The sequence below is a fragment of the Arthrobacter ginsengisoli genome (genome assembly GCF_031456935.1).
Taxonomy (GTDB): Bacteria; Actinomycetota; Actinomycetes; order Actinomycetales; family Micrococcaceae; genus Arthrobacter; species Arthrobacter ginsengisoli.
This window is the reverse complement of record NZ_JAVDVQ010000010.1, coordinates 11655-33831: the sequence shown is the minus strand read 5'-3', so window position 1 is coordinate 33831 and position 22177 is coordinate 11655. Positions and strand designations below refer to the sequence as shown.

Here is a 22177-nt window from a genome sequence, read left to right as displayed (position 1 = left end):
GCGCGCGCCCCGCCCAGGCGCGCGAACAAGCTCGTCGCCGTATGCCCACAGAGCCTCAGTTGGCGACAAACTACGCGATCCGCTGTTCCTTGAGACATAGTTCAGCCGTTCAGCGGCCGTGATTTCCCGTGCCCCGGCGCCCGCATCGATGATTCCAGCGAATAAACGAGGACCTGCATGGCGGCGCCGGTTACGGCAACGACCAAGTCGGTCACCGATGGTTCTTCACCTCGCCAGGACTGGACGTGTTTCCGGTCCGGGCGCTTCGCGGTTCACTGGAATGGAGGAACCCGGATGCATAACGGATCCATCACGGTGCCTTCGGAATAGTTCGAGCCGAAGAAGCGCGATCCTGGCTCGTTCAAAGTTACGGCCGCGTCGCGCCACAGCACACCCGCGTCTGAAACCTCGGGGTTGGCGAGGTCTACCTCGCCGATCGGAAAATACGAGCCACTCTCCTGCTCGGCGCACAGGGTCGCACCGTCCTCTGTGACTCGGATTGCGAGGTTAAGCAATGGGACACTGAGCATACCGAAGTGCCCCTGGAACAGCACCCCGCCGGAGCAGCGGATCCACCGCTCATTATTGCGCTCACCCGCGGACAGCGCAGCGAACGGGAAATGGATCGCGCCGTTAGAGTCGAAGTTTGCCCCGTCGCTGAACCGGATGGACCCGTCGCCGAGTCCCTGAATGTAGGCGATGAAGCTCCCTCGCACACCCCAGGTGATTCCGTAGCCGCCGGGACCGGTATCGTCGCTTGAGTGGCTCGGAGTTGGGTCGGGGTTCATGGCGCTCCTAAACTGATTGTGAGGATGGTATTCGAAGCCTGATGACCCTGGATTGTGACCGGTGACCCGGGTGTGACCCAAGGTCTAACTGGCTTGCTTGGTGCCTTAAGGCGATTTTCCGTCTGGACTTGCAAGCCAAAGGCCTAGGCTTGACTGGGCCTGAAACTTGGCCGCCGGCGCTGCCGTGCCTTCGTGTGCTGTCGCAGTCCACGGTTGTCATACTCAAAGCTCGATCAGCTGCGCACCGCGGGGCCCGTGCCGGCTCCAGACAAGGCCCCGATGCCGGTTGCCTGTCGCCCGTAGGCGACGGACGCCAGATCCCAGGTGAATGCCACGTGGGATGCCGCAGCGTTCACATCCCGCCACCACCGTTGTATGGCTGCCGACGTGTAGACGCCGCTTCCGCCGGCGGATTCATACAAATCATTGACGGACGCTCGCAACTGCTGGGCAGCGAAGGCGAGGTTCCGGCTGCGCCGCGCCTTATCCAGCGGGGTATACACGGTTCCTTCAGACGCGTTGTCGGACTGGAGCGCATCACTGCGCAGCAGACCAGCCATGGCGTCGATTTGTGCGGCGGCCTTCGCCAGGCGCGCAAGAGCTGGGCCGTTGGAGGCCTGCAGGAGTGGAGGCAGCGACTCAAGACGTCGTGAGGTGGCTGCGGTGAACTCTTCCAGCGCGCCACGGGCGGCACCGATGACGGCCCCCGCGAGCGAGAGTGGCCACACCGAATCGTACGCTAGGCGGTACAGTCCGCCCATGTGCAGTTCGGCACCCGGGGCCCGGCCTGCGCCGAGGTCGGCGAAACGGACCGCGCGGTGCTCGGGGATGAAAGCATCCTTGATGACGATCGACTTGCTTCCAGTGCCCTTCAGGCCTACCGCGTGCCAGTCGTCGACGATCTCAACCTCGGACCGATGCACGAGGAGATACCACTGCTCCGCGGTGCCGTCGTCTTCGGTGACAGTGCCGCCCAGCAGAACCCACTGCGAGTGGTCGATGCCGCTGCAAAAGCGTCCTCGACCGCCACGCCAGCGGAAGCCGCCCTCCACCCGCTCAGGGGCTTCGCCCCCGAATCGGATGAGCGATGCGACGAGCGCCCTCGGATCTGCGAACACCTCGGCCTGCGCCTTCTCCGAGAACAATGCCACCAGCCAGGTGTGTCCGGCCAGAACCCCGTACACCCACCCCGTGGACGCGCATGCGCTGGCGATCTCGGACTGTACCTCCAGCAGCGTGGCGAAGCCGAGTTCGGAACCGCCCCCCATCCGCGGGGTGACGATGCCGAACAGACCGGCATCGGTCAGCTCACGAATCGTCTCCTCCGGAACCGATCGATTCTTTTCCGTCTGCTCCGCCCGCGCTGCGATCCTCTCACACAGAGCCGCTACGGCGGCCAGTGCCTCTTCGCGACTGGCCAGCACTCGGGGGATCTCCTGTCCAACAATGGTGTTGACCGTGTCAGTTTTGATGCTCATTATTCGCGTTCTCCTCAATGAACTTGCGGGCTCTGCCAAGCGGCCGAGTCGTGGAGCCGACGGAATGGCCGTCAGGCCGGGGGTCCTGTGTTCTTGGGGCGATGCGTCCCGCATGCCGGGTCATCGGTTGGTCATCGCCACTACGCCGGCGCCGGTGCTGGAGACCGGGACATGGTAGCCGCTGAGCACCTCGTCCACGTCGGAGTTCATGATCCCGCGCATCACCAGCCACATCACGAGTTCCGCACCCTCCGACCCTGCGAGGTGGACATACTCGGCGTTCGTGAGGTCGGCAAGCTCCTCGGGTGCCTCGACGATGCGCGACAGAAAACTGCGGTCGAACTCTTCGTTGATGTAGCCCGCCCGCGGCCCCTGAAGCTGGTGGGACATCCCCCCCGTTCCGATGACAGCGATGCGGGTGTCTTCGGGATAGGAGCGAAGGGCCTGCCCTATGGCCTGCCCCAGCTCGAAGCAGCGCCGGGCGGTCGGCGTCGGCTGCTGGACGACGTTGACTACGACCGGGACCACTTTGACAGGCCATTGCTCCCGATGCCCGCCGAAGAGCGCGCGCATCGGGGTCCAAAGACCGTGGTCCACCGCCATCTTCTGCCCGACGGCGAGGTCGAAACCTGCGGGTACGACGTTGTCGATGATGTGCCACGAGAGATCCGGGTCACCCGGGAACTCCGGGATACTGGAATCGATCCCGTTACCTTCGTCCGCCGGAGGGTACTCCTCAGCGGCTCCGACGAGGAAGGTGGGAACGAGCGCAAGCGACATCTCAGCGCCGTGATCGTTGTAGATCAGGACCGCTACATCGGGATTCTGCTCGCGCAGCCATTCGCCGGCGTCGAAGAAAGCCTGCACCCCACTGCCCCGCTCCTCCGGCGTGAGCTGCTCCTGGGTTACCAGGAACGGCGTCAGTGCCGGCACGTGCGAGATTCCGATACCTGCAACAATCTCAGCCATTTGGCTTCCTCCCACCCTCTTGCATCATCGCCTTGTACTCCTCGACGCTCTGGCCGGTCATTGCTGCCACGACCTCCGGTACGTGTCGGCCGTCTGCCACGGCTATCTTTACGACGAAATAGATGTTCCCGCCGAGCTCGACCATGCGCCGCCAGTCGCGCCGACGCACTGCGTCCCTGTGGTCCTCTGAGAGACGGAACTGCTCCATGAAGGCTTCCTCATCCGTGCGGAACTTTTCCCGCTCGGATGCATCGTTGAGGGCTGCGGACATCAGGTTGAGAGCAAGCCCCTTCCTCGATCGTCGACCGTCGAAGACGTAGGTCCCTGGAATTTCTGAGAAGTCGATACGCTCGTTCGCTGCCATCAGGACCCCAGACCAGCACCGTCCAGCGATGCCACCGGATCATCTAACGAAGGGATCCATTCGGCACGGCCCGCGCGTTCGAGCATCTCCTCTGCGTTCAGGTCGGTCACAACGGCCCGGTGCCGCGGGCGGGGAACCGGCTTCCCGCTCGCGATGCGGTCGACCAGGTACTCAGTCAGGAACCGCTCAAGGCCGAGAATCGCGTCCCATGCGCGGGGTGCCAGGACAAAGCATCCATCGAGCTCTGGACAACTTGCCTTCCGAACCCATACGCCGTCTTCATTTGGGACAGCCTCGACGTATGTGATGTACGGGGTCGTGAGGAGCTCGCGAAGCGAGAACTTGGCCTGCTCGGCCGCCTCAGGCGTTGACACCGGGAACATTTTCATCCTCCAAAACGGGCATGACCGTCGCCCACTCGACGTCTCGCGACCACTCCTCCTCGGCATCCATGGCGCGCCGGGCGCCGACATCGAACGGCACGTCCTTATCCACGAGCAGCGCGGGCGACCGCATGAAGAAGATCTCGCCGTCCATGTGCGCATCGATCTCCCCACCCGACTCCAGGTGCTTCGCCAGGCGCATCATCACACGGCGCGCACGGATGACGCCCATATCGCTCGTCCCGAGCTGTTCGGTGCTGCGATCTGAGATCAGCCCCATGCTGGAGGTGACCGCATAGTCTTGCTCCACGATGCCCCGGATGCCCGAGTACGTGCCGGACTTCTGCAGCGCGCGGTCAATGAGGAAGTCGTTGCTCAGGTCTCGCACCGGACGGGAGGTGCCGGGCTTGAGCTCGGGGTGGATCGTGCCGTGCTCGAAATCGTAGCGCTCTTCCGGTGTAAGCGGACGCTGAGGGATGTAGTCGATCCGGTAGAACTGGTGGTCCGTATCGCCCATGGGAACGCGGAAGTTGCAGCGCTGCGTGCCGCCCACCTCACCTGGGATCATCGAGACTGAAGGGATGACCCATTGCGTGATGCGCCAGTAGTAGTGATCGCGACCGCCATCACGGCGCGCACCGATGGTAAGGCCGTGGGGAGTTTCGACGACGAAGAATTTCGGGGCCTTGTCGCGCGACCACAGGTAGCGCAGTGCCTTGTTCGAGTCGAAGAACTTGCTGGAGACCTCGAGATCGTTTTTGCCGACTTGACCGTGCAGGAACGCAGTGTGGCTCGAGTCGATGTCACCCTCGACCGACTGCAGGTAGTTGGAGTCCAACGTAACCTTCGTCATGTGGCGGTGGCTCTCGGGCACCTGCGCCCACTCGAACTTCGGGAGCTCGGGCTGGTGTTCGGCATCACCAAGGTAGGCCCAGACGATTCCACCCATCTCCTTGGTCGGATATACGACGGCCTTGACCTTTTGGAAAAAGTCGCTTTCCGCGGGTTCGTTGGGCATATCCACACATTGGCCGTCAGTGCCGAACTTCCAGCCGTGGTAGACACAGCGGATGCCCTGTTCCTCGTTGCGGCCGAAGAACAGGCTTGCACCGCGATGCGGGCACCGCTCCTGGATGAGCGCCGTGGTGCCATCAGTGGCGCGGATCGCGACCAGGTTCTCCCCAAGGATCTTCACGCGCACCGGTGCGGAGTCGGGAGCGGGGATCTCTTGTGAGAGCAGCGCAGGCTGCCAGTAACGCCGGAACAGATTGCCCATCGGCGTGCCCGGGCCAGTCTGCGTCAGATAGTTTGTGTCTTCCTTCGTCAGCATGTTGTCATTCCCTTCTGCTGCCAGCCATCATTGGCTGAAACTTTTTCGTCAAGTGAAGAATCGCACTCAGCGGTTTCGGATTGTGTTGCGCAGTCGACCGAGACCTTCGATTTCGGCGACGACGACCTCGCCGTCCTTCAGGAAGCGGCCGCGGGGGTTGCCGACTCCGGCCGGTGTGCCCGTGGCAATGATGTCCCCCGGGCGAAGCGTCAGCGACCTGGAGAGAAAGCTGACCTGCTCGGCGATGTCGTAATACATCCACTTCGTCGAGGAGTTCTGCATCAGCTCCTCACCGACCCAAAGCTTGAGGTCGAGATCCATGGGGTCCTCGACGGCATCTGCCGGGGTCAGCCAGGGCCCCATCGGCAGCGATGTGTCGAAGCTCTTCGAGGAGAGCGTGTCGACGTTGAATGGCATGAAGACGCCCATGCGGCTCAGGTCTCGTGCCGAGAGGTCGTTGAGGATCACGTAGCCAGCGATGTGCTTGTACGCATCCTCCGGAGCGATCCCACTGCCCCCTGGGCCGATCACGACGCCAAGCTCGATTTCCCAGTCGAGCTGCTCTGAATTCACCGGCGGGCGGACGTCTGTGTCCGGGTCCATGACCGAGTGCGGCGTCTTAAGGAAGACGTACGGCCCCCAGGTGGTGGACTTGTCGACCAGTGTTTTCGCGCTCATCTCCGCAACGTGGTCGCCGTAGTTAGAGGATGCGCAGAAAATCGCGCTGGGCTTGGGCACCGGTGCGTGCAGGGTCACGTCATCCACGGCCGGCGCGTCGGCGGGGATGCTCTCGGCGAGACGGTCAAGGGTTGAACGGAGTGCGGTCCAGTTTTCGAGAACATCCATGGTGGATGCGGCGTTGGCCTCCGTGCCGCGCCCGATGTCGAGGACTTGGCCATTGACGAGAAGGCCGGGGCGGGGAGCATTCCCGTCCACGGAGTACGAGAGTAGTCGCCAGTTTACAGTGTTGGTCATGACCATGGCCCCATGAATACCTCGCCGTTGAATACAGATCCGTCTTCTTCAATGCTTTCCGGCCAGGTGGCGGGGTCAGAGGTGACTGTCACTTGACGCTTCTCATTCGGCGCGCCGTCCCAGCCGACCTGCTCCATGCCGAAGTAGAGCTGGATAACATGGCCATCCGGGTCCTTCACGTGGGTCGCGTAAGACATCCCCGGGAACAACTCACCGGGGAGTTCGACGAACTCAACGTCTTTCCCGCGCAGGTACTCCGCCGCGTCGCGCAACTGGCGGTAGCTGGCAACCTTCATGCCGAAGCTCACCAATGAGGTGTCTTCGCGCAGACCGAGCAGGGAGCGCAGCCCGATGTCGTAAACTGCCATGCTGTGGTGCTCGGTGTTCACCCGGAGGAATACCGCCCGGTGACCCTGGTACTCGATCTCTTCGGTGACCTTCATACCCATGACATCCCGGTAGTAGCCGACCATGGCATCGACATCTGCGGTGAAAAGGCGAACTGGACCAATACCGGTGACACGGAACGGCCGCTGCAGATACACACCGTCAACGACAAATGTTTCGTCGTACGCGTCAATCGATCGGTGGCCGCTGCTGATATCAATGCCGGCTTCGATGGCCTCGTCGACTTCCTGCTGCTCTGACTGCTGGGGCAGTTCGGGAACGACGTGGAAGCCGCGCTCTCGCATAGGACCGGGCTTGGACTGACCACTCCAGCCGACCTGCTCGATTCCGTAATAGAGCTCGTTGACATGCCAATCGGTGTCAAAAAGATATACGTGCCAGTTGGACCCGGGCATGTCACGGCCGGCGCGGATGATCTCCTGCTTGTTCTCTTTGAACCAGGAGTGTCCGTCGACGACCTCCTGCAGGCTGCCGACCTGCCAGGTGATCTGGTTTGTGGTGATGCCCTCAGGGGTCGCGGCGCTACCACCCATCTTGTCGCGCACCTTCTTTGGGAAGAGGACAAGCGAGTGATGGTCGCTGCCGTAGCGGAGAAAGTACCCTGTGCCACCCGGACCCTCGGCGATGTGCTTCTTCTCCGGCGGCAGGATCTTGGCGAACGGCAACTCATCAGAGAGTTTGAACCCAAGAAGCCGAGTATAGAAGTTGTACGCCTCCTCGATGTTGTAACAGTTCACACCAAAGTGACCAAGGCGGCGGATTCGAAACGGCCTCTCCAGGAGGACGCCTCCGACGTCATGCTTCATTCCACGCATCCCTTCTGCTGATGTAACCACGACGCGCGTTCAATTCCACCGCACTCATGCGGGATGCACGAGCCGTGAGCGTCGCTGCCTCACGGAACCCATAGTAGTGCACAACTGCACTTCATATCAATCAACTTAATTTGTTTGTTCATCCGACACTGCGGAGCTGATCCGGCGTCGGAAGATCGTAAATTTCGAGCGTCGACTCTCCAGCACGAAGCCTGGCGAAGTATTCAGCCTCTGCGGCCTCGCGCCGCGTACCCAGCGCGATCACGTCATCGGCATTATCGGCGGTGATAACCACGACACCGTCCCCGTCCCCGACCACCAGGTCGCCTCGCTCGATCTGCACATCACCGATCGTCAGCGGCACACCAAGAGAGCCAGACTTGCGTTGGTCCTTGATTGTCCCGCGAATACACCGGCGGTCGGCGAAGACGGGAAGGCTGAGCCCGATCATCTGCGTGGCATCCCGCACGCCGCCGTCAATTACGAGCCCGGCAAGACCTCGCGCAAGAGCCGCCACGGCCATGACCTCGCCAAAGTAGCCGAACTCCCTGGCTCCGCCAGTGGAGACGACGAGCACATCTCCAGGCTCCGCGGTGAGGATCGCATGATGCAGCCAAAGATTGTCTCCCGGCGGCACGACGACGGGAAACGCCGGCCCCGCCATCAGTAATGTGGGTGACAGCGCCTGGATGCCCGATGGCAGCGACCCCACGCGCCCCGCCGCCTCGTGAAGCGTCGCCGCTCCGAGTGTGCGCGCCCGTCCATAGCGCTCATGGTGGAGCCCTCTATCACTAGTGCTCATCCCGACTCCTCCATCCGGTGCCGCATAAATGCGACAACTTCTTGCGACAACTCTTCGAAATCGCTACAGTAGCGCATAAGTTCATTTCTGAATATTTCCACCTGTGTGGATTGCGAATGAGTTTATGCCCGTTTTTCACACATCAAAGGAGCAGTGTGATGGTCCACGAATCATACGAATGGCTCGCGCAGCTGCGTGAGCTCGACACCTGCGTGATCTCCGACGCACTGGATGCGCTGGGTCTTCCCGGCGCGGTAGCCGAGCTGATTCCGCTGAGCGGAAACGCCCCCATTGTCGGCCGCGCAGTCACCGTCGAACTGGTTTCCGCCGACACCCCCGGAGCGGCACCGAGCGCGCGACACCTCGCCACCGCAGCGGTCGCGACCTCCGGGCCGGAAGAGGTCATCGTCGTTGCACACCCGGGCGTACCCTGCGCCGGATGGGGCGGCCTATTGACCAAGGCGTGCTCGCTCCGCGGTATCGCGGGCACTCTCGTCGACGGGCCAGTGCGCGATGTCGACGAAAGCCGTGCGCTCAACTATCCGATCCACGGCCGAAGTGCGACCCCGATCACTGCCCGCGGTCGCCTTGTGGAGGAAAGCTGGGGTGAGACCGTCCGCTTTGCCAACGTATCTGTCAGTACCGGGGACCTCGTCCGCGCCGACGGCAGCGGTATCGTCTTCATCCCGTTCGACCGCGCGGCAGATGTCCTCGACCGTGCGCGCCGCTTCGCGGACCGGGAAGCCGCGATGGCGGCCGCTCTCGATGAGGGTGATCCCATCACTTCAGTTATGGGCCGCTCCTATGAGGAGCTCACCGGAAAAGGAATCCACTCGTGAGTAACACACTGATCAAACGCCTGAGAGCACTGGAAACCCCCTGCGTCAGCGACGCTCTCGACCGCCTCAACATCAAGGGGCAGTGCGCCGGCATTATGCCCCTCGACAACCGGTTCCGGCTGGCCGGTCCTGCGTTCACTGTGAAGTACGTTCCCGCCGACGAGCATGGACGCAGCGTGGGTGACTTCATTGATGACGTTGCCCATGGTGCTGTGCCGGTGATCGATAACGGGGCGCGCCTTGATGCGACGGTTTGGGGCGACCTGATGACCACGATCGCGTCCCAGCGTGAACTCGGAGGCACCGTTATCGATGGCGTCTGCCGCGACCTGGACCGTGCCTTGGAGCTGGACTACCCATTGTTCACCCAGGGCCGCTGGATGCGCACGGGCAAGGACCGCGTGCGCATCGAGGGCATTCAGGTGCCCGTGAGCATCGGCGGTATTATCGTCAACCCGGGCGACCTGCTCCTCGGTGACATCAACGGCCTCGTCGCGCTTCCCGCTGATCGCGCCGAGGAGATCATTGAAGCATCGGAAATGATCGCCGATGCCGAGGAATCCATTCGTAACGAGATCCTGGCCGGCTCCACACTGCGTGATGCACGTGCCCGAGCGGGTTACCACCAGCTCCAGACCCGGAGGTAGAAATGGACAACACCAAACCCTTGTCCCTGCTTGTTCGTGAGGTCCGCCACGAAGCCGAAGGCGTGGTCTCCGTCGCTTTCGTCGACTCGACCGGCGCCGACCTCCCCAAATGGCATCCCGGTGCACACCTCGAGATCACCCTGCCCTCAGGTCTGGTCCGCCAGTACTCGCTGTGGAGCAACCCGGACGACCCGCAGCATTATCGGGTCGGCGTTCTGCGTGAGGACCTTGGCCGTGGTGGTTCGAAGGAGATTCACGACACCGGGCTCGTCGGACGCACCCTCACCGTCACGGGCCCGCGGAACCGGTTCGAACTGGTGGATGCACCGCGATACATTTTCATCGCTGGCGGGATCGGTGTGACACCGCTCGTTCCGATGCTGCACAGGGTCGCGCGAAGGTCCCCCGCACCCGACTGGTCGTTCCACTACGGTGGACGCTCGCGCAAGTCGATGGCCTTCATCGGCGTCGTCGACCGCCTCGCGCAGACCGCAGACGACTCTCGCGTCTCGTTCGTCGCCGAAGACGACGACGGCATACTGGACCTTCGTGGCATCCTCAGCGATGCCGATGAACAGACTGCCATTTACTGCTGTGGCCCCAACGGACTCATTTCCGCTGTCGAGAAGCTTTGCGAGGAGCTCGGGCTGCCGGGTTTGCACGTCGAGCGGTTCGGCGCAGCGCCGGTGGACGAGTCCGTGGTGTCTGCCGAGAACACCCAGTTCGAAGTAGAACTGGCCAAGACTGGCACAACGGTCTCCGTCGGTTCCGACGAGAGCATCCTCGAGAGCGTCCGCACGGTCGTGGCCGGCGTAATTCCGGCGTCGTGTGAGGAAGGCTTCTGCGGCACCTGCGAAGTGCGCATCCTCGCCGGCAAGGCGGATCACCGAGACCAAATCCTCACCCAGGCCGAGCAGGATGCGAACGAGAGCATGTTCATCTGCGTCTCCCGTGCGAAAAGCCCTCGCATCGTCCTCGACCTCTGACCCCCAAACGACGGAGACACCCTGTGATCATCGACATCCACGGCCACGTGAGCTCGCCCGCCGAGCTGTACGCGTATCGCTCGATCCTGACCGCCAGCCGCGGCGCCCACGGCCGCGAAGGCGTGAAGCTGAATCCCGATCAGGTGCTGCGCGGTGCTGAGCGGCACGTCGGACTGCTCGATCGCGTCGGCACCGACGTTCAGTTCATCTCACCCCGCCCGTTCCAGCTGATGCATGCCGAGAACCCGTCGGAGATCGTGTTCTGGTGGACCCGTGCCGCCAATGACGCCGTCGCGGCGCAGGTTGCGGCGTTCCCGGAGCGGTTCCGCGGCATCGCCGCGCTTCCGCAGGCTGTCGGCACCGAACCCTCGCAGTGGCTGGACGAGCTTGAGCGGACGGTCCTGGAGCTCGGCTTCATCGGCGTGCTCATCAACCCCGACCCAGCTGAGGGACAGAATCTCGGCATCCCCCGCATCGGCGACGAATGGTGGTATCCGCTTTTCGCCAAGCTCGAGGAGCTCGGCATTCCCGCGCTCATTCACGCGGCCGGCTGCCGCGATCCACGCGAGAACTACAGCGAACACATGATCACCGAGGCGAGCCGCACGACCATCTCGCTGGCGAACAGCCGCGTCTTCGAACACTTCCCAAACCTGTCGCTCATCGTCTCTCACGGCGGCGGCTCGGTGCCATATCAGATCGGACGCTGGCGCGCCGCCCGATACCTGGAGTACACGCAGGTCGAGTCATACGACAACAAGGACAGCAGCGCCCCTCCCGAGATCGTCTCGTTCGACGAGAGCCTGCGCCAGATGTACTTCGACTCCCTCGTGCACGACCGCAACGCACTCGCGCTCCTGGTTCAGACGGTGGGGGCCGACAGGGTAATGCTAGGCACCGAAGTTCCCGGCAGCGGATCGCCCATCGATCCGCTCACGGGCTTCCAGTACGACGACATCACCCGTGCGATCAACAGTTACGAATGGCTCGGCGATGATGACCGTACGCTGATTCTCAAGGGAACGGCACGACGCCTCTACACCCGTTTCTGAAAGTCCGATCGGGTAGGTCACGACCATGCCCTGCCCGTCCCACAACGAAGGAGCACCCATGGCCGACGGCCGTACACAGAAGGGAACCGAGCCGCCTGCGCACGGCGTCCCTCAGCACTGGGACGAGGAAGCAGACCTCCTAATCATCGGTTACGGGGGCGCCGGGGCCACCTGCGCCGCCGTCGCGGCCGAGACAGGTGCCGATGTGCTCGTCCTTGAGAAGGGCGAGATCGGCGGGGGCAATTCGGCCTGCATCGCGGGATCGCTGATCTTGCACGCCGACGATGACGAACGTGCGCTCGAGTACCTGGACTGGATGTGTGGCGGCCAGACCGAAACCGAGGTGCTTCAGGCATACATCGACGGGCTGGCGGACATCCCCGAATTCCAGTCCCAGCTTGGCTTCCCGGTGAAGGAGGACCCGAAGCCTTTCCGTGCCGACGGCTTCTATCCCGAGTACCCAGGTGCTCCGGGCGCCGGCGGGATCCTCGGCAATAGCGTCATCGCCGCCCCTGGCGGAGACGCACTGTGGACGGCGATTGCTAAGCTCGCGGAGTCACGCGGTGCGCGCATCCGCCTGCAGACTCCGGCGGAGCGTCTGGTGCAGGACCCCGATAGCGGGGAGATCCTCGGCGTCGTCGCACGCACGGCAGAGGGCCGCAGAATCGCGGTGCGCGGAAGACGAGGCACCGTCCTCGCCACCGGCGGTTTCGAGTTCAACGAGGAGATGCGGCGGCAGTTCCTCACACATGCACCGGTTCACTTCATCGGCTCGCCCCTGCTCACCGGCGACGGCATTACGATGGCCCAGCAGGCTGGCGCAAAGCTCTGGCACATGAACTCGGTCTCGGGTCCCCTCTATTGGGGCATAGAGACTGGCGGCGGACGGGTGTATGTCACGTACGACTTCATGCGGCTTGCACGGTTCGGATACTCGTCTCCCGTATTCCAGGAAGCTGGCAGCCTGATCTGGGTGAACAAGTCCGGTCGTCGGTTCCACAACGAGACCCTCGAGATCGGGACGCTGCGTCATGGTTTTGCGAACCGCGCTGACTGGTTTTCCCTCGATCCGGATGCAGCGGAATTCACGAACATCCCTGCGTTCCAGATCTTCGACGAGAAGGTGCGGCGCGCCGGTGCGGCGATGACCACGCTGAATTCGCGGACACCCGCCTGGAGCGGCGATAACCTCGCTGAGCTCGAGAAGGGCTGGATCATCAAGGCCGCCACTATCGAAGAGCTTGCCGAGAAGTGCGTTTTCGCGGGTGAGTCCGGTGCCTACCGCGGAGGGCATATCGATCCGGAAGTGCTCGTCCAGACGGTGCGCGAGTGGAACGATGCGTGCCGGGCCGGCATCGACTCAGAGCACGGCCGGGAGGACTTTCTCGCGCCGCTGGATGAGCCGCCGTTCTATGCGGTCGGCCCGATGCTCCCCACGTTTATCAACACCCACGGCGGCCCGAAGCATGATGCCCAGCAGCGGGTGCTCGACAAGGATGACGGACCCATACCCCGCCTGTACGCCATCGGCGAGTGCGGGTCTCTCTGGGGTCCGTATTACAACTCCATGGGTGATGTCACTGAGTTCCTCATCTCGGGCGGAATCGCCGCGCGCAGCGCGCTTGCCCTAGAGTCGCTTCCCTGACCGTCGAGAGCGGACAGCTCGGGCCCCCGCAGTGCAGTTGCGGGGGCCCGATTCATGTTCAGGGACCGCCTCTGTGAGGCATCCGTCGAAACACGCCGTCAGGGGAGGACGAGCAAATCCACCAGAGACGAGACGTTCGGCAGCGACTGCAGCTCGTCAACCGCGCTGCGCAGCTGCTCCGCTCGTTCATCACCGAGCACTGGGGCTGCGAGACCGGTGTACTTCTCATTGATCTCGGCTTTGGACAGCTGGTTCGTACCCTTTCCCCGTGCGTGCTGCACGAACGTGGTTTGACGCTCGCCGTCTGCGAGAACCATGCTCACATCGGCGCTGAAGCGCGACGCCAGTGTGATGTTCGAATCCCGCTCCACCGAGACCTTACCCATGAGCGACTGGAACTCAGGGTCAGCAAGCCGAGTGGGGATGATGGTCTCGTCGGTGTCCTTCATCGTGATCACCCCGCCCGACTGCAGCGCGCTGGCGATGAGGTAGCGAAGATTGAACTTCGCCGCATTGCTCGTAGTGATACCCTCCGCAGGCCCCCCGACCGTCTGCGCACCGAACGGGAACAGGCGCACCTCGATCCGATCGATCTGATCGAGTGAGGACGACGATACATTCGCGTGCGAGAGCTCGAGGACACCGTCCAGGGCCGCATGCGAAAACCCACAGGATGCATGCCGCTTCCGATCGGGTCGCTGCAGCTCCCACCGGGAACCAAGGTCACGCGTAAATTCGTCAGTGTTCCACGACTGCGCGGCGCCATGAAGCCAGCCGCCCGACGGGCTCTCCAGCGAGTCCACGGCCGCGGTCAATCCCTGCGAGGCATACACCGCGGCAGTGTATCCGGCCGATGCCGGCCACCCACCAAATAACATCGGCTTCAGCATGCTGCCGGTGAGGACGGAGGTCTCCAGGGCCGAGGCGATCAGGTTGAGGGCCACGTTCGCCGTGTCGAACATCCCACCCGGACCAGCGCCGAGAAGCCTGGCAGCGGTGAAACTGCTGCCAAACGTATTCAACGCTGAGGGCACACCGATCGGGAAGTCGCGCTCAGACTTTTTCGTGTCGTAGTACACGTCATGGAGCCGACGCGCGACCTCGGCACCCACGACAACCGCGACAAGCAGATCTTCACCGGCCGTGCCATGGTGTTCACCGTGTGCGATCGCCAGCGGGATGTTCGACTCGTTCGCGTGCACGGCGACGTTATCGGCGAGCTCAGTCAAGCTCGCCGCGAAAGCATTGATCCGCGCAGCGACAGGAACCGAGAAGCGTTCTCCGCGAATGAGGACCCGCGCCTGCGCCGAGTCGTCGAGCTTCCGCTCCGCCGCAATGAGCCGGGTGATAGCTTCATCCCCGGCCGCGGCCACGGAGACACCCATGAGGTCAAGGACGCACCACTTCGCCTGGGTCACAACCTCGTCTGGAATATCGCCGATGGTCAGTGTGGCTGCCCACTCCGAAAGCTCCCTCAGCGGTGTCGACACCGTATTCATTCTCTCTCCTCACTACGAAGCAAACGGTGACCGCGCCCCGACGGGCACGGTCACCGTTACTCATGGAAGCGTCCGTGACGCTATTGCAGCAGTTCCTTGGCAGGATCGGTCATTCGCACAATCATGTCTTAAGGCCGCGATCGATGGCGGCGTTACGCAGGGACAGCACGCTTTGGAAACCCAAAGACGTGACGCTGCTCGACCGTCACCCACACATCTGAGTCCAGGACCGCCTCGAAGTCCGCGTCGGCCCGGGCCTGGTAGATCTCGTGCTCGTGGGTGAGAAGAATCTCAGCGTGAGTACCGGAGTGCATGATCTTACGCAGGAGCATCGGCCATGCGTTCGTCGAGGACGGCCGCTCCTGGTGGATGCGCACGTGCTGCGGACGGAACATCACCTCAACTTCCTGCCCGGCGACCAGACCGGGGTTCGGGCGTGCCTTGATCAGACCCATCGTGCTGTCCAGGACGACTTCGGTCGAGGTGACCTCGCGCACCGTGCCCGACATCGAGTTGCTCGAGCCGACAAAGCCTGCGACGTAGCTGCTCACCGGGTTCTCGTAGATTTCCTGCGGCGCACCGACCTGGGCGATCCGGCCGCCTTCGAGGACGACGATGCGGTCCGCCAGCTCCATGGCGTCTTCCTGGTCATGCGTGACGTACACCGCGGCGAAGCCCAGCTTGGCCTGCAGGGCAGCCAGCTCGATGCGAAGATCCCTGCGTACCTTTGCATCGACGTTCGACAGCGGCTCGTCAAAAAGCACCAGAGCGTTGCCGTCAACGAGCGCGCGTGCCAGAGCCACACGCTGCTGCTGGCCACCGCTGATGTGGTGCGGATACTGGGTGTGCAAGTCGGAGATTCCGACGACGCGGGTGATCTCTTCGACCGCCTCGCGGATCTCGGACTTACTCATGCCACGCCGCCGGCTCTTCAGCGGGAAAGCGATATTCTCGAAGACCGTCATGTTAGGCCACAGCGCATACGACTGGAACACCATGCTGATGCCGCGTCGACGCGTCGGCACATCGGTGCCGAGCTCAGCGCTGAACATGGCGCGACCGTTGATCGTGATCGTGCCCTCGCTGGCCGTCTCAAGCCCGCCGATGCAACGCAGCAAGGTGGTCTTACCGCAGCCAGATGGGCCGAGCAGCACGATGAACTCACCAGGTGCGATCGACAGGGTGATGTCGTCGACTGCAGTCACCAGGTGGCCGTTCGCGCGGGTGAACTGCTTGCGCAGGTCCCTGATGGCCAGCAACGGTTGCTGCGCAGCAAGGTCGGTCGCCACGGCATCCTCTTTCTTCAGCGTGTTGGTATTCATGAAAGCACTGCTCCTTTGGCTAACGCTTGCGGGTACGGGCGGAGACGCCCTGGGTCCAACGACTACTCCAGCGGCCGAACCAGACGGCACCGAGCACGGTGATAGTGGAGACTACGGCCAGCGTGAACGACAAGGTCGCAGTCGTCGCGTACGATCCGTAACGGCTCTGCTCCAGGATCTGGAACCCGATGACCGGGTTGTTCGCGCCGGACAGCATCGATGAGGCGGTCAGATCGCCGAAAGCACGGACGAAGACCGAAGCCCAGGCGCCCACGAGGCCGGGAATGAGCAACGGGAGGATTACCTTGACGAACGTGCGGCTCTCGCTCGCCCCCGACATGCGGGCGGCCTCGCTGAGCGAATTGCTCACGCCGGCTGCCGCCGCATCCGCAGAAACAGAGGCGTTGGGCAGGCTGATCACCGCGTACGCGATGAGCAGGATGAGCAGCGTCCCACCGAGGTAGAACGGCGCACCGGTAAACAACAGCACCATGCCAACTACCAGAATGAGCGTACCGAGTGTCGCCGGGAGCTTGATGCCGGCGTCCACGAGTCGGCCTGTCAGCGAGCCGGCGCGGGAGACGTACAGCGCGATGATCGCCGCGATGATCACGACGATTGTCGCCGTCACGATGCCGAGGCCGAAGCTGTTTCGCAGACCCTCCAGGGTATAGACGTTGGTGAACATCTTTCCGAACTCTGCGAATCCAAGTCCCTCCAGCGAGATCCCGGCTCTCCACGTTCCGGCGAGTGCGACGTAAAGCAGGGCGAGTGCCGGAAGGAGAATCGTCACCGTAGAGTACGCGACGACGAGGATGCGAGCCGGCGTACGCCAGCGACCGAGGTTCACCGGGGTAGTCTTAGCCCCCTTGCCTCCCACTGTCGCGTGCTTGCCTGCGCGCAGGATCCGCGACTGGATGAACCAGGCCACCAGCACCACGAAGGTGATGATGAGGCTGAGGCTGACAGCGCCGGTCCGGTCGGCGGGATATGAGAACGCGAGCAGCTGCACGATGCGCGACGAGAGGACATCGATCTGCGCGCTGGTTCCGATCATCAGCGGGATATCGACCATCGAGAAGGATATCCAGATCCACAGGAACGCGCCTGCCCCCATCGCCGGCATCACCGCAGGCAGCGTGACGCGGAACATGGTACGCAGCGGACCGGCGCCGGACATGCGCGCCGCCTCCTCAAGGCCGGAGTCCATCATCCGCAGTGCGGGCGCGATCATCATGTAGGTGAAGGGGACGCCATAAACCGAGAACACGATGATCAATCCGGACCAGCTGTAGATGTCGAGGAGAGGCCCGGCATCGACCACACCGAACACGGAGAGGAGAGCACGCCAGGCCTGGTTGACGTAGCCGGCGTTGGGTGCGAAAAGGAAGATGTAGCCGAGCGAGCCAGCCACAGGCGGGAGAAGGAAACTCATGAGGGGAAGGAGGTCCGAGAACACTCCCATTCGTGAGTCCGTGCGTTCGTTCAGCCAGGCCAACCCGCCGCCGATCAGGGTCGCGATGATCGTGCTCGAACCGGTGATGATTGCGGTGGCCCTGACGAGCTCCCACGTGCTCGGGGCCGTCAGCACGGAGATCGTCGGGGCGAGCGAGAAGCCCTTGTCCGAAACGAACAGACTCACGAGCACCGTTCCGACCGATGAGAGCGTGATGGCCATCATGATGAGCGCCAGCAGCAGCGAGAGTGCCGTGAACGGCGTCGGCGGACGGAACTTACGCAGTCGCGTCGGCTGGATCACCGCGGCGGCCATCGTGGTCGCGTCAAGCTGCGGTTCCGCCTCGGCTTCGCGCTTCGCGGGATCGGGAAGCATCGTTTTCATCAGTGACCTCTTTGTCTTGGTGAAAGAATTTCAGGTAGAACATCCCTAGCTAGCAGCGGTTGTCCTCGACTCCTGGGAATAAAGCTATAGATTCATTCCCAAGTAACGCAATAGTGTACTATTCGAGGGATTAAGCAGGCGGATGCACCCTGCGTTCGCCGGGTTACCACCATCCACCTTCCACGTTCCACCGGGCGGTCCACTCTTCGACGTTGGACAGTGCGTGATACGCCCCGCTGTGGAAGATCAGCGGATCACCGGTCACGTGGTCGGCCGTCGTGACCTCCCCGACGAAGAGCACGTGGTCGCCGACGACATGCCGGTCGACGACCTTCACTGCGATGTGAGCGATAGCGCCAACGATCATCGGGATCCCGTCCACCTCGATGAAGGGCTCCTCTAGGCCCTCCACCGGCCGGCCGGCGAAGTGCTTGCTCAGGAACGCCTGCTCGAACGCGAGCACGCTTACTCCGTACGCACCAGCGGCGTCGATCGAGCCGATCATCTTCGACTCGCAACGCACTGAAATTACGACCAGCGGAGGCTCAAGAGAGACGGACATGAAGCCGTTCGCCGTCATCCCGTTGGTTCTACCCTCGGACTCGGCGGTGATCACCGTCACGCCCGTAGCGAACCGCCCCATGACGTCGCGAAAACGTCGTTTGGTCTGCTCCGCGTCTTCGGTGGTGGCCACGGCGTTCACTCCCGCGTCCGTCTCCGCCCGCATCAGTAGCTCATGTTCTGGGGAGCACGCCCCATTCCGAGCGCGAGCCGCCCATAGTGGTCGTAGTTCGTCTCGGGGTTGAGGGAGATGTGCGTGCTCGCGAAATGGATGTCCCGCCACGCCCGCTGGATCGGATGGGTCGAACCGAAGACGCCCGAGCCGCTGATCGCGACGAGCGAATCCACCGCCTCGACCGCCAGCTCGACCGCGCGAGAGTAGTCCCGCATTGCACGGGCGCGATCGTCCGCGGTCGGCCGGACGGGGCCGGACGCCGTCGCAACGATGCGCCGAAGCAGCATATCCGCGGCATCGATGCTCGCCGCTACGCGCGACAGCTTCACCCGCACGCTCGTGAAATCGCGCACGGCCGCGCCGCTGCCTGCCGCACGTTCAGCGGTCCACGCCACGAACCTTTCGTACACGCCCTTTGCACCACCGACGACGGGTGCCGCGAAGGTGAGTGATGAGTATGACTTGAAAGGGAGCGCGTACATCGGGTTCGGGTGCACCACCGCCCCGGGCGAGACGCCCTCGATGAGGTCCTTGTAGCGCAGCACGCGATGCTCGGGCACGAACACATCCTCGGTTACCACCGTGTTGCTGCCGGTGCCGCGCATGCCGATCACATCCCAGGTGTCCACGACGGTGTAGTCGCTGGCTGGAATAAGGAAGAAGCGCCAGTCCGGCTCTGGACCAGCCCCCGGCACGAAGCCGCTGACCATCACCCAGGTGCTGTTGTTGATGCCGCTGGTGAACGGGGAGCGGCCAGAGATGCGATATCCGCCTTCGACGGCCTGGACCTTGCACGTGGGAGCGATCGACGCCGAGATGACGACGTCCGGGCCACTCTTCCACACCTCCTCCTGCGCGGCTTCCGGATACTGGGCCACGTAGTGCGGATGGTGCATCGCGAGACTTGCCAGCCACGCGGTGGCCATGTCCACCTGCGCGATCTCGTAGATGACCTTGTACCAGACGTCGAGACCGAACTCGGAACCGCCGAATCTGCGCGGTACGAGCACACGCGCGACCCCTGCGTCGACGAGTTCCGCGATCACGTCTGCTGGGACGCTTCGCTCACGGTCTCCGTCTGCGGCTCGCTCGGCGATCAGGGGAAGCAGTTCCCGGATGCGACTGAAAAGCACTTCCGCATCGATGTCTATCTGTGCACCTGTAGTACTCACTGTGCTCCTTGCCGGTTCTTGTTCGGATGAAGGCTGGGCGGTGGCCCATCGAGGCCACCGCGCTGAGTTGAGAAGTCGATTGTGAGGCTGACGCGGCCCTGGTTGAGAACCCACTCGTCGACGGTGAATTCCCGAATGCCGTGCCGGTGCAGCGGCTCGTCCGACGCGATCGAGCGGGCTTCGTCGAGACTGCCGGCCCGCAGGATGTACATGGCGCGTGCGGTGGCTTTTCCATTCTCAAGGAAGGGCCCGGCGGCAAAGAGGATTCCTTGCTGCTCCCAGTTCATGAGATGGCGCAGGTGCTCCGCAAAATGCGCGGCACCCCGCTCTGGCTCAACGCCGGCAACGGGACCGCTGTAGATCACGAACAGCGTGCGCCGCAGCATGCCTGCCAGCAGTTCTGTCGCTTCCATAACCCTCCGTCGTCGAGATAGCAGCGTGTGAGCCAACGGAAGTGACCCTGGCCCATAACAGTAGCGCACTTTATCGTTTCTTGCAAAGATTTAGCCCCTCGCAATCGGGCGGATGGACCAAAGGGACGCAGCTCAGGCGTTGAGCCCGAACTGCGTCCCTTGTGAATCTCCACTAGAGAAGTACTGCGATAGTTACCCGGTCAGCGTCCCAAAAGCTTCAGGAGCTCCGGCGTGTCGGCGCGGACCTTTTCGAGGTCGCTGGGCGCCGGGACCCAGAAATCGGCGGGGTATTCCGCGCTGTCCCACGGTCCGTACGAGCCGTTAGCCGGGTCGTTCATAAGACGGCTCCCCTCCGGGGAAAGGATGAAGTGAAGGAACAGTCGCGCCGCATTGGGGTGCTCAGCGTTAGCCGCAACTGCCGCCGAGACGACCGGGAAGAGCGCGGATGGTTGCGACGCGAATTCGACCGGCGCCCCGTTCTTCTGCCCTGTACGAACGAACAACTCGGCGCTGTTCACTCCGAGCTGGCACTCGCCGGAGGCCACAGCTTCGGTCAAAGCGATAACGTTGGGGTACCAGCGCCCAATGTTCGCACCAAAGTCGGAGAGGGCCTGATCACCTTCTTTTTCACGTAGCGTCCACATGAAGCTCGCCACGCTGGCGGACGCGCCAGGATCTGCCGCACAGTACTTTCGGGCCCAACGCGAGCCGGACAGTTCCGACCAGGACTTCGGAAGCTCCTTGGCTTCGACCATCTTTGTGTTGTAGATGAAGCCCGTGTCGACGATATTCAGGACGGGGGACTTGTAATCCTCCAGCATCGCCTTGGTGGGGAAGCCATCCAGGAGCTTCGCGACGCCTGAGTCGGTGAAGCTGACCAGGTCACCGCGATCTGTGGCTTTTTTGATGAACTCGAGATCGGTCGCAGTCAGCACCTCGCCGGTGGCGGTTCTCGCCTGGGTTTCGGCGTCGAACCGCGATGCGAGCGTGTTGCCGCCCAGGCGCAGCGCATTGACCTTAATACCGTATTTCTTCTGGAATGCCTCCGCGAAGGCCGTCATCGAGTCCTCCGGGATTTGGCCGTACACGCGGAGTGAGCCCTCGGCCTGCGCCGCTGCGATCAGCGAGTCAAGATCGGTGGCTTCCACGGCCGAAGATGCGTTGGGTGCGGCCCCTGACGGTCCGCCACATGCTGTCAGCGCAAGCATGCCGATGAGACCGGCACCGATGATCGGCAGGATCTTTTTTTTCACTATGACCTCATTGTCTGTACTGCATTATGAGTGTACTCAGCCCTGAGTCGATGGGAAACGGTTCGGGTTCAGTTCAGGGTTGAACGTGCTACCCGCCGCTGAACGACAATATACTCCGATTGCGCTAAGTAGCGCAATGGTGCGTTTCCTTGGCACTTCATTAAGTCTTGATCACACTGCAGGCGGGCCCGGTAAAGCCATACAACAGGTGCATGCCGCCCTATTGCCCGAACCCACTGAACTTGCGTCCGCCGAACGGCAGGATATTCGCGACGGCGGCGGCCGCATCCGCGTAGAACCGGGGAGACGTCGGGGCACCCGCCGCCGACTGTAGCCATGGCGCCGTCGTATTGCGCGGATGCGATGTAACCTTCGTTGCGGTCAGGCTGCTGGGCGCTGCCGGTCCGCCATCCGTCGTCGAGTCGCTGCTCGGCCGATCCTGAGGACCTCTGCGAGCTTCT

Annotated in this window: 21 protein-coding genes; 5 read left to right on the top strand and 16 right to left on the bottom strand. The window is 62.9% G+C overall.

Features of this window, described 5'->3' with window-relative positions:
- Window positions 1-272: 272 nt before the first annotated feature.
- The 9 genes from J2X01_RS12735 to J2X01_RS12695 form a co-directional block, all read right to left on the bottom strand.
- Entirely contained in the window at window positions 273-788 is a 516-nt protein-coding gene (locus J2X01_RS12735; protein ID WP_310057722.1) for an HtaA domain-containing protein, read from the bottom strand.
- A 233-nt stretch (window positions 789-1021) separates the two neighbouring features.
- Window positions 1022-2266 (bottom strand): acyl-CoA dehydrogenase family protein, encoded by a 1245-nt coding sequence (locus tag J2X01_RS12730; RefSeq protein ID WP_310057720.1) that lies wholly within the window; start codon window positions 2264-2266, stop codon window positions 1022-1024.
- 120 nt (window positions 2267-2386) lie between these two features.
- Entirely contained in the window at window positions 2387-3235 is an 849-nt protein-coding gene (locus J2X01_RS12725; protein WP_310057716.1) for a class III extradiol dioxygenase family protein, read from the bottom strand.
- Window positions 3228-3599, bottom strand: coding sequence for a protocatechuate 4,5-dioxygenase subunit alpha (gene ligA, locus J2X01_RS12720; RefSeq protein WP_310057713.1), 372 nt, complete (start codon window positions 3597-3599; stop codon window positions 3228-3230). Before ligA ends, J2X01_RS12725 begins: the two co-directional genes overlap by 8 nt.
- Entirely contained in the window at window positions 3599-3973 is a 375-nt protein-coding gene (locus tag J2X01_RS12715) for a hypothetical protein (protein WP_310057711.1), read from the bottom strand. The genes ligA and J2X01_RS12715 overlap by 1 nt, the downstream gene beginning before the upstream one ends.
- Window positions 3960-5312, bottom strand: a complete 1353-nt coding sequence (locus tag J2X01_RS12710) for a Rieske 2Fe-2S domain-containing protein (protein WP_310057708.1) — start codon at window positions 5310-5312, stop codon at window positions 3960-3962. Before J2X01_RS12710 ends, J2X01_RS12715 begins: the two co-directional genes overlap by 14 nt.
- A gap of 66 nt (window positions 5313-5378) precedes the next feature.
- Window positions 5379-6287, bottom strand: coding sequence for a fumarylacetoacetate hydrolase family protein (locus tag J2X01_RS12705; RefSeq protein WP_310057706.1), 909 nt, complete (start codon window positions 6285-6287; stop codon window positions 5379-5381).
- Window positions 6284-7501: a VOC family protein gene (locus tag J2X01_RS12700; RefSeq protein WP_310057704.1), complete on the bottom strand. Its 1218-nt coding sequence runs from the start codon at window positions 7499-7501 to the stop codon at window positions 6284-6286. The genes J2X01_RS12705 and J2X01_RS12700 overlap by 4 nt, the downstream gene beginning before the upstream one ends.
- A 148-nt stretch (window positions 7502-7649) precedes the next feature.
- Window positions 7650-8312 (bottom strand): RraA family protein, encoded by a 663-nt coding sequence (locus J2X01_RS12695; protein WP_310057702.1) that lies wholly within the window; start codon window positions 8310-8312, stop codon window positions 7650-7652.
- A 158-nt stretch (window positions 8313-8470) separates the two neighbouring features.
- On the opposite strand from J2X01_RS12695, the gene J2X01_RS12690 reads away from it, so the two are divergent.
- The 5 genes from J2X01_RS12690 to J2X01_RS12670 are packed head-to-tail and all read left to right on the top strand — an operon-like array spanning window position 8471 to window position 13481.
- Window positions 8471-9151 carry an RraA family protein gene (locus tag J2X01_RS12690; RefSeq protein WP_310057700.1) on the top strand — a complete coding sequence of 227 codons (681 nt, stop codon included), beginning with the start codon at window positions 8471-8473 and terminating at the stop codon, window positions 9149-9151.
- Window positions 9148-9798, top strand: a complete 651-nt coding sequence (locus J2X01_RS12685) for an RraA family protein (RefSeq protein ID WP_310057698.1) — start codon at window positions 9148-9150, stop codon at window positions 9796-9798. The genes J2X01_RS12690 and J2X01_RS12685 overlap by 4 nt, the downstream gene beginning before the upstream one ends.
- 2 nt (window positions 9799-9800) lie before the next feature.
- Window positions 9801-10784, top strand: a complete 984-nt coding sequence (locus J2X01_RS12680) for a PDR/VanB family oxidoreductase (RefSeq protein WP_310057696.1) — start codon at window positions 9801-9803, stop codon at window positions 10782-10784.
- Between the two features lie 23 nt (window positions 10785-10807).
- Window positions 10808-11836, top strand: a complete 1029-nt coding sequence (locus J2X01_RS12675; protein ID WP_310057694.1) for an amidohydrolase family protein — start codon at window positions 10808-10810, stop codon at window positions 11834-11836.
- A gap of 58 nt (window positions 11837-11894) precedes the next feature.
- Window positions 11895-13481 carry an FAD-dependent oxidoreductase gene (locus tag J2X01_RS12670; RefSeq protein ID WP_310057692.1) on the top strand — a complete coding sequence of 529 codons (1587 nt, stop codon included), beginning with the start codon at window positions 11895-11897 and terminating at the stop codon, window positions 13479-13481.
- 98 nt (window positions 13482-13579) lie between these two features.
- Here J2X01_RS12670 and J2X01_RS12665 read toward each other — a convergent pair whose 3' ends face one another.
- The 7 genes from J2X01_RS12665 to J2X01_RS12635 all read right to left on the bottom strand — a co-directional run bounded on the left by J2X01_RS12665 (window position 13580) and on the right by J2X01_RS12635 (window position 21716).
- Window positions 13580-14980, bottom strand: coding sequence for an MmgE/PrpD family protein (locus J2X01_RS12665; RefSeq protein ID WP_310057690.1), 1401 nt, complete (start codon window positions 14978-14980; stop codon window positions 13580-13582).
- A 152-nt stretch (window positions 14981-15132) separates the two neighbouring features.
- The gene (locus tag J2X01_RS12660; protein WP_310057689.1) at window positions 15133-16302 is read right to left on the bottom strand and encodes an ABC transporter ATP-binding protein; all 1170 of its coding nucleotides are present in this window, start codon (window positions 16300-16302) and stop codon (window positions 15133-15135) included.
- 19 nt (window positions 16303-16321) lie between these two features.
- A complete protein-coding gene (locus tag J2X01_RS12655) occupies window positions 16322-18142 on the bottom strand; it encodes an ABC transporter permease (protein WP_310057687.1) in 1821 nt (606 codons plus the stop codon).
- Between the two features lie 163 nt (window positions 18143-18305).
- The gene (locus J2X01_RS12650) at window positions 18306-18869 is read right to left on the bottom strand and encodes a flavin reductase family protein (protein WP_310057685.1); all 564 of its coding nucleotides are present in this window, start codon (window positions 18867-18869) and stop codon (window positions 18306-18308) included.
- Window positions 18869-20050, bottom strand: coding sequence for an acyl-CoA dehydrogenase family protein (locus J2X01_RS12645; protein WP_310057683.1), 1182 nt, complete (start codon window positions 20048-20050; stop codon window positions 18869-18871). Before J2X01_RS12645 ends, J2X01_RS12650 begins: the two co-directional genes overlap by 1 nt.
- Window positions 20047-20463 carry a YciI family protein gene (locus J2X01_RS12640; protein ID WP_310057679.1) on the bottom strand — a complete coding sequence of 139 codons (417 nt, stop codon included), beginning with the start codon at window positions 20461-20463 and terminating at the stop codon, window positions 20047-20049. The genes J2X01_RS12645 and J2X01_RS12640 overlap by 4 nt, the downstream gene beginning before the upstream one ends.
- A 200-nt stretch (window positions 20464-20663) precedes the next feature.
- Window positions 20664-21716, bottom strand: a complete 1053-nt coding sequence (locus J2X01_RS12635) for an ABC transporter substrate-binding protein (protein ID WP_310057675.1) — start codon at window positions 21714-21716, stop codon at window positions 20664-20666.
- Between the last annotated feature and the right edge of the window lie 461 nt (window positions 21717-22177).

Excerpts from the sequence above, each read along its gene's own strand:
- J2X01_RS12735 (WP_310057722.1), bottom strand. The coding sequence starts at position 788 with ATGAACCCCGACCCAACTCCGAGCCACTCAAGCGACGATACCGGTCCC.
- J2X01_RS12730 (WP_310057720.1), bottom strand. The coding sequence starts at position 2,266 with ATGAGCATCAAAACTGACACGGTCAACACCATTGTTGGACAGGAGATC.
- J2X01_RS12725 (WP_310057716.1), bottom strand. The coding sequence starts at position 3,235 with ATGGCTGAGATTGTTGCAGGTATCGGAATCTCGCACGTGCCGGCACTG.
- ligA (WP_310057713.1), bottom strand. The coding sequence starts at position 3,599 with ATGGCAGCGAACGAGCGTATCGACTTCTCAGAAATTCCAGGGACCTAC.
- J2X01_RS12710 (WP_310057708.1), bottom strand. The coding sequence starts at position 5,312 with ATGCTGACGAAGGAAGACACAAACTATCTGACGCAGACTGGCCCGGGC.
- J2X01_RS12705 (WP_310057706.1), bottom strand. The coding sequence starts at position 6,287 with ATGACCAACACTGTAAACTGGCGACTACTCTCGTACTCCGTGGACGGG.
- J2X01_RS12700 (WP_310057704.1), bottom strand. The coding sequence starts at position 7,501 with ATGAAGCATGACGTCGGAGGCGTCCTCCTGGAGAGGCCGTTTCGAATC.
- J2X01_RS12695 (WP_310057702.1), bottom strand. The coding sequence starts at position 8,312 with ATGAGCACTAGTGATAGAGGGCTCCACCATGAGCGCTATGGACGGGCG.
- J2X01_RS12690 (WP_310057700.1), top strand. The coding sequence starts at position 8,471 with ATGGTCCACGAATCATACGAATGGCTCGCGCAGCTGCGTGAGCTCGAC.
- J2X01_RS12680 (WP_310057696.1), top strand. The coding sequence starts at position 9,801 with ATGGACAACACCAAACCCTTGTCCCTGCTTGTTCGTGAGGTCCGCCAC.
- J2X01_RS12670 (WP_310057692.1), top strand. The coding sequence starts at position 11,895 with ATGGCCGACGGCCGTACACAGAAGGGAACCGAGCCGCCTGCGCACGGC.
- J2X01_RS12665 (WP_310057690.1), bottom strand. The coding sequence starts at position 14,980 with ATGAATACGGTGTCGACACCGCTGAGGGAGCTTTCGGAGTGGGCAGCC.
- J2X01_RS12660 (WP_310057689.1), bottom strand. The coding sequence starts at position 16,302 with ATGAATACCAACACGCTGAAGAAAGAGGATGCCGTGGCGACCGACCTT.
- J2X01_RS12655 (WP_310057687.1), bottom strand. The coding sequence starts at position 18,142 with ATGAAAACGATGCTTCCCGATCCCGCGAAGCGCGAAGCCGAGGCGGAA.
- J2X01_RS12650 (WP_310057685.1), bottom strand. The coding sequence starts at position 18,869 with ATGCGGGCGGAGACGGACGCGGGAGTGAACGCCGTGGCCACCACCGAA.
- J2X01_RS12640 (WP_310057679.1), bottom strand. The coding sequence starts at position 20,463 with ATGGAAGCGACAGAACTGCTGGCAGGCATGCTGCGGCGCACGCTGTTC.